10 protein-coding genes and 1 pseudogene are annotated in these 12345 nt (G+C 63.1%); 3 read left to right on the forward strand and 8 right to left on the reverse strand.

Features of this window, described 5'->3' with window-relative positions; genetic code table 11:
* Positions 1-31: 31 nt before the first annotated feature.
* The 8 genes and pseudogenes from PXK07_RS10845 to PXK07_RS10880 form a co-directional block, all read right to left on the reverse strand.
* Positions 32-937 (reverse strand): calcium-binding protein, encoded by a 906-nt coding sequence (locus PXK07_RS10845; protein WP_274848260.1) that lies wholly within the window; start codon positions 935-937, stop codon positions 32-34.
* Positions 938-1173: 236 nt separating this feature from the next.
* A complete protein-coding gene (gene pyrC, locus PXK07_RS10850) occupies positions 1174-2229 on the reverse strand; it encodes a dihydroorotase (RefSeq protein WP_274848262.1) in 1056 nt (351 codons plus the stop codon).
* A 73-nt stretch (positions 2230-2302) separates the two neighbouring features.
* On the reverse strand, positions 2303-3259 hold the full coding sequence (locus PXK07_RS10855; RefSeq protein ID WP_274848264.1) for a phosphoadenosine phosphosulfate reductase: 957 nt from the start codon (positions 3257-3259) through the stop codon (positions 2303-2305).
* Positions 3260-3422: 163 nt separating this feature from the next.
* The gene (locus tag PXK07_RS10860; protein ID WP_274848265.1) at positions 3423-4508 is read right to left on the reverse strand and encodes a glycosyltransferase family 2 protein; all 1086 of its coding nucleotides are present in this window, start codon (positions 4506-4508) and stop codon (positions 3423-3425) included.
* 4 nt (positions 4509-4512) lie between these two features.
* Complete coding sequence (locus tag PXK07_RS10865; protein WP_274848266.1) at positions 4513-5202, reverse strand: FkbM family methyltransferase; 690 nt, start codon at positions 5200-5202, stop codon at positions 4513-4515.
* A 4-nt stretch (positions 5203-5206) separates the two neighbouring features.
* On the reverse strand, positions 5207-7531 hold the full coding sequence (locus PXK07_RS10870; RefSeq protein ID WP_274848267.1) for a glycosyltransferase family 2 protein: 2325 nt from the start codon (positions 7529-7531) through the stop codon (positions 5207-5209).
* A 3-nt stretch (positions 7532-7534) separates the two neighbouring features.
* Complete coding sequence (locus PXK07_RS10875) at positions 7535-8158, reverse strand: sulfotransferase (protein ID WP_274848268.1); 624 nt, start codon at positions 8156-8158, stop codon at positions 7535-7537.
* Positions 8155-9201: pseudogene (locus PXK07_RS10880) on the reverse strand (glycosyltransferase family 2 protein). Before PXK07_RS10880 ends, PXK07_RS10875 begins: the two are co-directional and overlap by 4 nt.
* 303 nt (positions 9202-9504) lie before the next feature.
* On the opposite strand from PXK07_RS10880, the gene PXK07_RS10885 reads away from it, so the two are divergent.
* The 3 genes from PXK07_RS10885 to PXK07_RS10895 all read left to right on the forward strand — a co-directional run bounded on the left by PXK07_RS10885 (position 9505) and on the right by PXK07_RS10895 (position 12345).
* Positions 9505-10416, forward strand: a complete 912-nt coding sequence (locus tag PXK07_RS10885) for an AAA family ATPase (RefSeq protein ID WP_274848269.1) — start codon at positions 9505-9507, stop codon at positions 10414-10416.
* Between the two features lie 16 nt (positions 10417-10432).
* Positions 10433-11686, forward strand: coding sequence for a vWA domain-containing protein (locus tag PXK07_RS10890; protein ID WP_274848270.1), 1254 nt, complete (start codon positions 10433-10435; stop codon positions 11684-11686).
* A gap of 113 nt (positions 11687-11799) precedes the next feature.
* Positions 11800-12345 carry a YeeE/YedE thiosulfate transporter family protein gene (locus PXK07_RS10895; protein ID WP_274848271.1) on the forward strand — a complete coding sequence of 182 codons (546 nt, stop codon included), beginning with the start codon at positions 11800-11802 and terminating at the stop codon, positions 12343-12345.

Genomic DNA, 12345 nt, shown 5'->3' on the forward strand with positions numbered 1-12345 from the left:
ATGGTCTCGGCGTTTTCCGTCTGCGCAAGGCTCAGAACAGGAAGTCGTCGGCCGACAGATCGGTCAGCGACACGCCCTGCAGGGTGATGGTGTTGCCGCGGCCATCGTCGATCACAAGGTCCCGCCCATCCCGGGAGATATGCGATTCCATCAAGTCGTCGAAGTCGGCAATCTGCCTGACCTTGCGCAGGTCGATCTTCTCGCGATTGCTGTCGACATCAAAGTCGGTGATGACATCGTCACCGAAGCTGCTGCGAAAGACAAAGCGGTCTGCGCCTTCACCGCCGGTCAGCAGGTCGTTCCCCTTGCCGCCGAACAGCCAATCCTTGCCACTTCCGCCGTACAGCTTGTCACGGCCGTCATCCCCGTAAAGACGATCGCGCCCGCCCTGCCCAAACAGCTCATCCTGCCCGGTTCCGCCATTGAGCCGGTCATTGCCTCTGCTCCCGGACAATACGTCATTGCCATCACCACCGTTCAGGGTGTCATTGCCCCCGCCTGCCGAAAAGCTGTCGTTATCTTGGGTGCCGTCGAAACGGTCGTTCTGGCTGATGCGGTCGGGCTGAAACGCATCCCAGTCAAGGGTCTGGTCCGGGGCAAAAGCTCCGGTTAGGGCCTCATAGCCGGTGATCGAGTCGTAGAACGCCTGGTAGTCCTCGAAGTCCTGGAACTCGGGGAACGGATCCCCTCCCAGGACGACATAGTAGTTCAAACTCGCCGAGGCGCTTGCGCCAGTGCGAATCTCGATGACCTCGGTCCGGTTTCCATCCCAATTGATGGCTCCGATCCGGTAGCTGGTCAGCAACAGGTTGGCATCGACATCATTGACCCGAATGTTGAAACTGCTGCCCTCCAGGCTGACACGCGGCAGAGTGAATTGGGAAATGGCATCAATCCCGTAAGACAGTTCGGAGCCGGAACCGAAAACGAGGCTCACGGTTTGGGTAGGGGAAAATTCGGTTGGCCGAAAGTTGGAAGTTTGCACCGAAAAAGTGTTGAAAATCAATGTTGTCATGGTTTGAAACCTGCTCCGTCAAAAAATAGAGAAGGACCGCCCGGTTCTCTGGCGGTCCCAAAAATAGTTTTTCAAAAACCAAAATCCGCCTGCTTCAGGAAAATACCGGAAACAAGCATCTGGCTTGCAGGTTCAGCCTAGGATTTAATCACCCTGGGTCAAGTCTGCTCTTGCGGTACCACGGTCCAGTAGACCGGGAAGCCGGGGTCAAACACCGTCACCGGGCCTTCGCCGCTTTGGATCTTCTCGGGGAAGGCGACGGGAGTCTCCTGTTTCACAAGGGTGATCGTCTCGGCGTTTTCCGGCTTGCGGTAGAAGGCCGGGCCATTCTTCGAGGCAAAGCCTTCCAGCTTGTCCAGGGCGCCGTCTTCCTCGAACACATGCGCCAGAAGGGGCATGGTGTTGGTGGCGGTGAAACAGCCGGCACAGCCGCAGCCGCTTTCCTTGTTGGGATCCGTATGAGGTGCGGAATCGGTGCCCAGGAAAAATCGCGCATCGCCTGATGTGGCGGCAGCGCGCAAGGCAAGGCGGTGCTCTTCCCGCTTGGCCACCGGCAGGCAGTAGTAATGCGGCTTGATGCCGCCCACCAGGATGTGGTTGCGGTTGATGATCAGGTGGTGGGTGGTGATCGTCGCGCCGAGGTCCGTATCGTTGGATTTCACATAGTCCACACCGTCGCGGGTGGTGATATGTTCCATCACCACGCGCAGGCCCGGCGTTGCGCGGCGGATCGGGTCCAGCACGCGGTCGATGAACACCGCCTCGCGGTCAAAAATGTCGATGTCATTGTCGGTGACCTCGCCATGCACGCAGAGCGGCATGCCGATCTCGGCCATCTTCTCCAGAACCGGGCGCACCTTGTCGAAATCGCGCACGCCCGAGGCCGAGTTGGTGGTGGCCCCGGCAGGGTACAGCTTCACCGCCGTCACCAGCCCCGAGGCATGCGCCGCGGCCACATCCGCAGGATCGGTATCCTCGGTGAGGTAGAGCGTCATCAGGGGCTCGAAGGTCATATCGCCGGGCAGGGCCGCCATGATGCGGTCGCGGTAGGCTGCGGCCTGCGCGCCGGTGACCACGGGCGGCACCAGGTTGGGCATGATGATCGCCCGGGCGAAATGGCGGGCGGTTTCGGGCAGCACGGCCTGCAGCATGGCGCCATCGCGCAGATGCAGGTGCCAGTCATCGGGGCGGGTGAGGGTCAGCTCTTTGGTCATGGCGTCGCGTTAGCACAGGGCGCTGCAAAGGGGAAGCGGCAAGCCCTGCGGCACGTGGCGCAGGGGCGGTATGTCAGAGCTCGGGCGGCAGGGTGAAATCGCCCTCGGCGGCGCGCTGGCGCAGGTTCTGCAACCGCTGCCGGAATCGGGGGGCGCGCAGCCGCGCCGAGACGTTTCGGCATAGCAGCGTCATCAGATAGGGGCGGTCGCTCTTGTCGAGGCTGGCCATCACATTGCGCAGGTAGGCCGGGTTGTTGCGCCGCGCGCGCAAGAGGCGCGACAGGACCTGGCCGTTCAACTTGCCCGATCCGGCCATGGAGAGGATCTGATACAGGATCTCCATCTCGATCAGCCGGGTCTGCACCGCCCCGCCAAAGTTGGGCAGGCGCCAACGGGTGACATTGCTGCGCGCAAAGAGCGCCGCATGCATGGCGTCCAGGCGTTCGTAGGGGTCAAACAGGACAAAGGCCTGATCGGCCGCATCCAGCATGTCCGGCGCATAGCCGTAGCGATCCGAAAAGGAGGTGCGGCGCATCTCGACAAAGCGATCATCCCATTCGGTCATGCGCGGATCGAGCGTGGCCTGCGGCTGGATGGCCACCACCGTGGCGCCCGGAGCGGCCACGGAATAGGCACAGGCCGCATAGCCGCAGGGACCGGCGCCGTAGAATACCACCCTGTCGAATTCCTCGAAGAACCCGTCGTCGATCAGCTGGTCGAAGAACCCATAGACCTGTTCGTCGCGAAACCAGGTGTCGCCTTCCGAGATCACGCAGAGATGCGACCAGCCCAGGTTGCGCACCAGATCAAAGCCCAGCGGCTGGGCCAGGTCCGACAGGCTCTGGATACCTTGCAGGGTTTCAAAGCTCACCAGCAGGGTATTGCCCTGATCGATGAAGGCGGCGCAGTGGCGCTCCCCAAGCGGCTGGAACTGACCCAGTTCCTCGCTGAGGGTTGCAAGCCGTTCCTTCCATTCGGCTGCCTTCAGCCCGGAAAGATCTGTTTCTAGCGTGTCTGCGCCGTCCTGCATGCCGATATCCTCTGTCTCCGCCTTTCGTGTCGGACGGATTGTTTGGGACTGGAGTAGCGGGGAATTGGGGCGAAAGTGAGAAAGATTCGTGCCAGTTTCCGGGACCGGGACCGGGGCCGGGATCGGGACTGGGATCAGGACTGGGATCAGGATCCGGGTGCGGTCACTCGGGGGGCTCTGGCGCGCTCTCCCCGCTGCGCAGGGCATCCGCCTTGCGGCCCAGCAGGGCGAAGCCGGTGAGCGTCTGGGCGGTCACCGCATTGATGGGCCGTGACGGCGGCGTCATCAAAAGCCGTGAAAACAGGGCGCGAAAGGGGTCTTCCAGCATCAACTCCCGGAAACGTTGATGACGCCAGGCGACGGCCTCTTCATGCAGACGTGCCAGCTTTTGATCCTCCTGCAGCATGGCGCGGATGGCGTCGCGCGCGCCTGCGTAGCGGGCGATGGAGGTATCCTCGTCGGTGTTGAAATTGCGCTCCACCCAGTAATCCACATCCAGCATCTGGTCCGAATGGACCGCGCGGCCCCGGTCGGCCTTGACGATATAGCTTTCCATCGCGCCTAAGGGATAGTGGTTCAGCTGCGCCAGCCGGTGATTGGGCTGGCCGTAATCGGAGTAAAGCCGCTGCGTCTTGAACTGCTCTCCGAGTTCACGCCCTTCGCAATCAAACCAGCGAAAGCGCGCCAGGTCGGCGTCGCTCTGCACCCCGCGCGGACGATGCACCCCGGTTTTGCGATAGGTGCCATCGTTGCGATAGAGCGTCTTGAACATGGCGGCGCGCCAGGGCCAGTGGATCACATTGGGCGCGCAGCGGGTGAAACTGTCCGTCACCGGGCGATCCTCATAGCGCAGGGTCTCGCCATTGCCGAACAGCCGCCAGGTCAGCGTGATGGCATCGGCCTCTGGCAGCGCCTGCAACAGGTCGGGCAGGGTGCCGCGGCCTGCGTGGATATTGACGAACTCATCGACGTCCAGCGCCATGATCCAGTCGGCGCGTCTCACCAGCCGGTGCTTGTCGGCCAGTTTCATGGCGTTGAACTGGATGCCGCCCTTGCCGTAGGGTCCCTCGTTGCGCAGGTGGGTCAGATGGCCCAGCCGGTCCAGCCGGTCCAGCATCCGGTCGGTGCCATCCTGGCAGTCGTTGGAGAAGACCAGGAAATCGGTGAACCCCACGGCGCGGTGATGGGCCAGCCATTCCAGCAGGAAGGCCGCCTCGTTGCGCACGGAGAGGATCGCCAGGAACCGCATCACGCTACCAGTCAGAGCGGAACACGGCGACCTTGCCGTGCGACCAGCGCGGGAAGAAGACCAGACCGGCGGCATCCAGGCAGTGGAACACCTTGCGAATGCCCTCCTTGCCGATCCACTGGGGGTGGGTCTCTATCAGCACGGCGCGCAGGGAGGAGAGATCCAGCTTTGGCAGCACGTCCACCTCGGCGCCTTCGATGTCGCAGATCAGAACCGTGGGCTTCAGATCCGCCATCACCTGGTTCATGTCGCGCATCGGCACGTCAAGTTTCTGCACCTCCGGCCCGTCCTCGGCCATGGGGGTGAGGGACGAGGCGAGGAAGTTGGGCCGCACGTAAAAGGGCGCTGTTCCGTCGCCGTCGCTGAGCACCGCATGGGTGACCTGCGCCGTCTTGGCGCCATTCAGGGCATGGACCCGGCGGATATAGGGGATCAGCGCCGGGTTTGCCTCGAAGGCATGCACCGCGCGGGCCGGGGTTTTGGTTGCAACCAGCGTGGACATGAAGCCGATACCGCCGCCCAGTTCCATCACCACATCGCCCTTGCGGATCAGTTTTTGCGCCGCTTCGGCCTCCTTTGCCTCATAGGCGCCGGTGCGCAAGAGCTTGCGCACGCGCGGCGGCAGCACCGCCTTGTCCAGCGGGAACTGCATGTCGAGGCAGGTCAATACAGGGGGGGCACTTACATCCGTCATCGCATCAGCTCTCCATATCCAGCGCCAGCGCATAGGCGACGCGTTCGGTGGCGCTCAGCTTGACCTCCAGCGCCTGGCGGTAGAGGGTTTCGAATTCCTCCATCCCGTGCAGTTCAGCCGCCTTGGCGCGGTGCCACTCCAGGCCCTTTTCATGCCAGGCGCGTAGGGTCTCATCCGCCATAAGGCGATCATATTCGGCGCGTAGTCGCGGCAGGTTGCGCTGGATGGTGGTATCCTTGTGGTCGTTCCAGTCCATCCGGATCCAGTAGTTGAGCCCGATCGAGCGATCCACATGCAGCGCCCGCCCGCGCTGGCGTTTCACCAGGAAGCTTTCGGCCGAACGCAGGGCGTAGTGGTTCAGTTGCAGAAGATCATAGCCCACTGACCCGCGCGAGGAGCGCCAGCCGTTGTCGATCGCCTCCCGCGTCATGTCGCGCCCCGACCCATTCACCCAGGCCACCTGATCGCGCTTGCCCTCTTGCAGCTTGTTGGGGCGGTGGCAGCTGAACTTCTGATAGGCGCCGGTGTTTTTGAACATCGTCTTGAAGCCCCAGACGGTATGCGGCTTGGGACAGTATTTCGGCGCGCAGGCATCGAACTGGCCGATCACGAAATCATCATTCAGGCCCGTGACGCCATTGTGGCCGAACAGGCGCCAGGTCATCGCCACATTGGTGGCCTCCGGCACGCGGTCCAAGAAATCCTGCAGGGTGCCATTGCCACAGCGCACGTTGATGAATTCGTCCACGTCGATATGGATGATCCACTCGGCGTTTTGGATCACGGGTTCCTTCAGCGCGCGGTTCAGGGCGAATTGCTGCGGAGAATTGCCGCGCCAGTCATCGTTGTTGCGGTGCTGCAGCACGCCCATCTCCTGCAGCCGGTCCAGGATCTCGCCGGTGCCATCCTCGCAGCCATTGGTGTAGATCAGGAAGTTGTCCACCCCGATGGCGCGGTGATAGGCGACCCATTCGACGATATAGGGTGCCTCGTTCTTCATGCAGCCGACGATCACCGTGCCACTGCTGCCCTCGGGCAGGGGGCGGCGGGGCGCTTCGCTGTAGGGGGCAACCGGGGCGGTCTCGTCCAGTGCGCCAATCCGGTTGTGTGGCTGAAAGGGAGAGCCTTGCAGCATCTCGAAATTCTTCAGCGCCAGCGGAGACATCAGCTTTTTGGCGCTGTCGCTGGGGCTGGCGGCCTTGGCTGGGGCCTGTGCGGGCGGCCCGGCTTTGTCCAGGGCCTCGATCTGGGGCAGGAAGCTGGCCAGATACTGCGAGGCGCGATACCCCATCTGCGGGTCGGCCTCTTGCCATTCGGATGAAACGGCGGCTGCGCCGGGAAAACTCTCGGCGCGCAGGTCCGTATGCTGGTCCACAAGGGTGGCGTTTGCCTCGGCAAACCTTGCGCGAATGGCACCAAGGTCATCGGGGCGGATCGGATCGCCGGTGATATGGATCTCGTTGAGAAAGGCCTGCCGCATCTTCAGCGGCACTTTGCTGCCCTTTTGCAGGATCAATCGCTGCAAGAGCGCGTTGAGCTGCCGGGCGCGGGTGATCCAGGCGGCCGAGGGCACGGGCGCCAGCTTGCCCGGCTTGGCGCGTCCGATCCGGGGGGCGATTTCGAGCATCGCGCGCAGTTCTTCGGTTGCCTCCGGCCCGTAGATGCGGTCTGCGTCGTAGGAGCGAAAACTCAGCGATCCCGCGCCGAACACGGCCTCCCAGCGGGCCTGCAGCCCGGTGAAATCCAGCCAGAAAGGGGCGCCTTCGGTCTCTTCGAAGATGCCTGCCTGCGGGTCGATCTCGGGCCGTGTGCCTTGGCAGGCAAGCCACCAGTCCGGCGTCTGCATCAGATCCAGATCCCGCGACAGGGGGGCTGCGCGGCCATTGAGGACCTGCGCGCCATAGGTCCGCGCCAACAGGCGGGCGGGATCGTCCAGATGGGCCACGATGCGGATGTCATCCGAGAGGGGCAAAAGCATGTTCCGCAGACGCGCCAGCTCGCTGCGGCGCGAGAGCCGCGTCCCCAGTTGCGAGGCGGAAAGGATCAGGCTGTCCGGCCGTGCCTCTGCCACCTCGCGGCTCAGGTCCTCGACCAGTTTCTCCTGCAAAAGTTCCTGTTTCTCAGTATCACCAAAGCCGCGTGCCAGGCGCAGAAGGTCGAGGTGATCGGGGTCGGTGGCGGCCATGAACAGCCGGGTGTGGTTGCTGCCGCCGGGGGCGGTGGGAAACAGCACGCCCTTGCCGCGCAGCTGGTCACGCTTGTGCGCCAGTACCTTCTGCAGACGGTCCGCGTCCACATGTTCAAGGCCGATATGAAGATGGATCCGCATCGTCTAGGTCCCGGCCTTCTTGTTCACATTTGCCTTGCCCCACCAGGGCAGGTCGCGCCCCAGAAAGGCGCTGATCCGCTCTTTTGCATCGGCATCGGCGACGTTCACCTCCAGGTAGTCGGGATCCTCCCGGAACCAGTGTTTCAGCGCCTCGTAGTGGCCGTCGATCCAGATCATCTGCTGTTCCGGCGTCTTGCCATATCCGATCGGCAGGCCCGGCACGGTGCTGGCGGGCAGGCGGGCTTTGCCAAGATTGTTCCAGGCCATGATCGAGTGGGAATGGCTGTCCGCGTCGCGCCGGGTGGCGATGAACTTCAGATCCGGGTTGAGCTCCTTCAGCATCTTCAGAAGCGCAAAGTCGAACTGCGGCCAGACCGAGAATTTGCCGTGGATGAAGCTGATCTCGGACAGGGCATCATAGTCCTGCAAATGGGCCATCGGATCGCCGCGCTCGTATAGCCCCTTGTAGAGAAGGCTGCCCACGAAGATGCGCCGCTTGCCGGGCTTGTCTTCCTCGCGGTCCCGCAGGCGATGGTCGGCGACGCTATAGCCTGCCTGCGCCAGCGCCCTGCCGAGGGTGGTGGTGCCGGATTTCGGCAGGCCGAGGTTGATGACCTTGAGGCTCATGCTGTGCCCTCCGTTTCCCAGAGGCCCAAGTCACGCAGCAGCGCCTCTTCCTGCGGCGGCAGGGTGGGGGCGGCGCGCAATTGATCGCGCATCGCTAGATAGCTGGGCTGAGCCAGCAGCGCGTCCCGCCTTTCCCGGTGCAGACGCACAGAGTCCTGATGCAACGCTGCGATCTCCGGATCTGATTTCAACGCGCCCAATGCGTCATTCAGAGCGGGCAGGTAGCGCTAGATCGACAGATCCTCAAAGGCCGCATCGTTGCGCTCGCGCCAGTAGGTGTCGTCGAAGGCGCGGTTTTCGCGGTTCACATCACCGCGGTCGTTCTTGACCAAGTAGCTGTCGAGCGAGCGCAAGGCGTAGTGGTTGAGCGTGGCATGCAGGCGCGCGCCCTTGGCCGGGAACTTGCGGATGCGGTCGCGCGTGGCGGCGACAAGATACTTGAACGGAACCTGCCGCCCGGCGCCATCGGTCCAGGCCGGGCGCTGATCCTTGCCAAGCGACTTGCGAAAGAACGGGCGGTGCGCGCCGTAGTACTGCAGCGGGAAGTCCTGGCGCACCAGGGTCTTTACCTCGATGGCCGGATCGGCGCAGCAGATGTCAGGGGTGTGCGAACGGGTGAACTGACTGATGACAGGCTTGTCTTGATAGGCCTCCACCCCACCATTGGCAAAGAACTGGAAACTGACCGAGATCGCCTGCGGATCACCACAGGCGTCAATCAGCGCCGGGATCGTGTGATCGCCCACGTGTATGTTCAGGAATTCGTCCACATCGGCCACCCAGACCCAATCGGCCTTAGTGACAACGTCGTGGCGGCGGGAATCCTTCAGCGCCTCCATCTGGTAATTGCGCCCTTCGGCGGGGTTGGGCAGATGGTGAACAATCCCCCGCGCGGCCAGGGCATCCAGCAGGCGGTCGGTGCCATCGCTGCAATCGTTGGAATAGAACAGGAAATCGCTGACGCCGATCAGCCGGTTATAGGCGATCCATTCCAAGAGGAACGGCCCTTCGTTCTTCACACAGGTAACGGCAGTGATGCGCATCATGCATCTCCTGCTCTGCCCCGGCTATGCCTGCCGGGCTGAAGGGGTCCGTGGCGCATCATCCGATCTTTTGCCTTGTCGCCTGCATGTCGCCTCTTGTTTCCGCGCAGATCCCTGTCGCAGCTGAGGCTTTTCCTTGCGAAACTGCATGGCAGGGCGGGGATCCGAGGTCAATCATTGCCGCCTGTATAGGCGTTAACCCTTGTCGAAGTGTTGCCCAACAACCGATTTCCTCTGGCAAACCGGCCTTGACCGCAGGGGGGCGGCATGGCCTCTTGGGGCGACCAAGCGGGGAGGCAAGGCATGACAGAGGCGCAATCCATCGACCAAGTGCAGCAGATGCTGGCGGATCAGGGCTATGTCTGCGGGCGGGCGCTGGCCACCGTGGTCTTCCTGTCGCTGCGCCTGGGGCGGCCCCTGTTCCTGGAAGGAGAGGCGGGGGTGGGCAAGACCGAGATTGCCAAGGCCCTGTCGGCAGCGCTGGGCCGCCGCCTGATCCGGTTGCAGTGCTATGAAGGGCTGGATGCCGCCAGCGCGGTCTATGAATGGAACTTTGCCGCCCAGATGGTGGCGATCCGCACCGCCGAGGCCGCCGGGGGCGCTGATCGCAGCGCCCTGCAGAGCGAGCTCTTTTCCGATGAATACCTGATCGAACGGCCCCTGCTGGAGGCGATGCGCCCCGATGAAAACGGCGCGCCGGTGCTGCTGATCGACGAGCTCGACCGCACGGATGAACCCTTCGAGGCGTTTCTCCTGGAGGCGCTCAGCGATTTTCAGGTGACCATCCCGGAGCTCGGCACCATCAAGGCGCCTGAGCCGCCCATCGTGATCCTGACCTCCAACCGCACCCGCGAGGTGCATGACGCGCTGAAACGGCGCTGCCTTTACCACTGGGTGGATTACCCCGATTTCACCCGCGAGGTGGAGATCCTGCGCGCCCGCGTGCCGGAGGCGGCAGAGCAGCTCAGCCGCGAGGTGGTCGCCTTTGTGCAGACCCTGCGCACCGAGGATCTGTTCAAGAAACCGGGCGTGGCCGAAACCATCGACTGGGCCAACTGCCTGCTGGCGCTTGATGTGATCGACCTTTCCCCCGAGGTGATCGCCGACACCTTGGGCGCGATCCTGAAATACCAGGACGATATCGCGCAACTTCAGGGTTCCGAGGCGAAACGCATCCTTGATAAGGCGAAGCAAAGCCTGGAGGAGACGCCGTGACATCGGCGTTGATCTGATGGTGGAACTGCCCGAACTGTCGCTGCCGGACGATCCGAAACTCGTCCAGAACATCACCCATTTCGCCCGTGCCCTGCGCAAGGCGGGGCTGCCCATCGGCCCCGGACGGGTGATCGACGCTGTGCAGGCAGTGGCGGCGGCGGGGTTCACCAGTCGGCAGGATTTCTACTGGGCGCTGCATGCCTGTTTCGTCACGCGCCCCGAACATCGCACGGTCTTTGCGCAGGTCTTCCGCCTCTACTGGCGCGACCCGAGGTTCCTGGAACATATGATGGCGGCGATGCTGCCCGCCATTCGCGGCGTGCAGGAAGAACGCGCCGCCAAACCGGCCGAGAAACGCGCCGCCGAGGCATTGCTGGATGGGGCGAACGAGCAGCTTGACCTGCCAGAGGGGCAAGACGAGGAGGGCACCGAGTTCGAGATCGACGCATCCCTCACCATGTCCTCCGAAGAACGGCTGCGCAGCCTTGATTTCGAACAGATGAGCACCGAGGAAGTCGCCCGCGCCAAACGCATCCTGGCGCAGATGCGCCTGCCGGTGCAGCCGATCCAGTCGCGCCGCCTGATGGCGGCCCCGCGCGGAGAGCGGGCCGATTGGCGGCGCACCTTGCGCAACGCGGCACGCCGGGGCGGCGACCTGCAGGAGATCGCCCGCGCCAAGCGGCGCATTCGCTGGCCCAATCTGGTGGTGATCTGCGATATTTCCGGCTCCATGAGCCAGTATAGCCGTATCGTGCTGCATTTCCTGCATTCCGTGGCCAATCAAAAGGGCGCGGGCTGGGCGCGGGTGCATGGCTTCACCTTTGGCACGCGCCTCACCAATATCACCCGCCATCTGGCCACGCGCGACGTGGATGCGGCATTGGCGGCCGCAGGCGCCGAGGCGCAGGACTGGGAGGGCGGCACCCGCATCGGATCCTGCCTGCATGAGTTCAACCGCGATTGGTCGCGGCGTGTGATGGGGCAGGGGGCGGTGGTGCTCTTGATCACCGACGGGCTGGACCGGGATGACCCGAACCAACTGGCCAAGGAAATGCAGCGCCTGCACCTGTCCGCGCGGCGGCTGATCTGGCTCAATCCGCTCTTGCGCTGGGAAGGCTTTGCCCCCAAGGCGCAAGGCATCCGCGCCATGCTGCCCCATGTGGACAGCTTCCGCGCAGGCCATTCCATCGCCTCGCTCGAGGATCTGGCGCGGGTGATCTCCAGCCCTCAGGATCAGGGCGAAAAGGCGCGCCTGATGGCGCTGCTCTGATGGTTCTTTATTAATTCCGAAAATTGAATGTATTTGATCTGGGTCAAGCGAGACCCCGTCGTAGCCTGCTATATTCCGCCGATGGAATGTGAAAAAGGAGGCTGAAGATGGCCATGAACTGGAAAATCGGAGGGCTCCTGTTGGGGGGTGTCTTCTTTCTGGCGGTACTGCTGGTCAAGCCGATTGGTGTGTCCACGCAATTCGTGATCCTGGACGGGATCATCGGGGATGCGGTGAACAGCGAATTGGTGACCAAGACCGAGGAAGGCTATACCTCGACCAATGCCTATCTGGCGAAATCGAATGGCAAATACGCCAAGTCGGTGATGAACCCGCTCAATTACAGCTTTATCTTCGTGCTGGCGATGGCAGTGGGGGGCTTCCTGTCGGTGCTGACGCGTGGGGGTATTTCCGCACGTGAGCGCAGCATCCCGGAGCTGTGGCGCGCCAACATGGGTGACGGTGTCGCCCTACGATACGGGGCGGCCTTTGTCGGTGGCTTCATCGTTCTATACGGGGCGCGCCTCGCTGGGGGCTGTACCTCGGGGCATATGATGTCGGGCATGATGCAGACCTCGCTCTCGGGGTATATCTTTGCCGCCGGTGCCTTTGCCGCCGCGATCCCCGTGTCCCTGATGCTGTTCAAGAAGGAGGCCTGA

Origin of the sequence: Phaeobacter sp. QD34_24, assembly GCF_028890115.1 — a bacterium.
GTDB lineage: Bacteria > Pseudomonadota > Alphaproteobacteria > Rhodobacterales > Rhodobacteraceae > Phycobacter.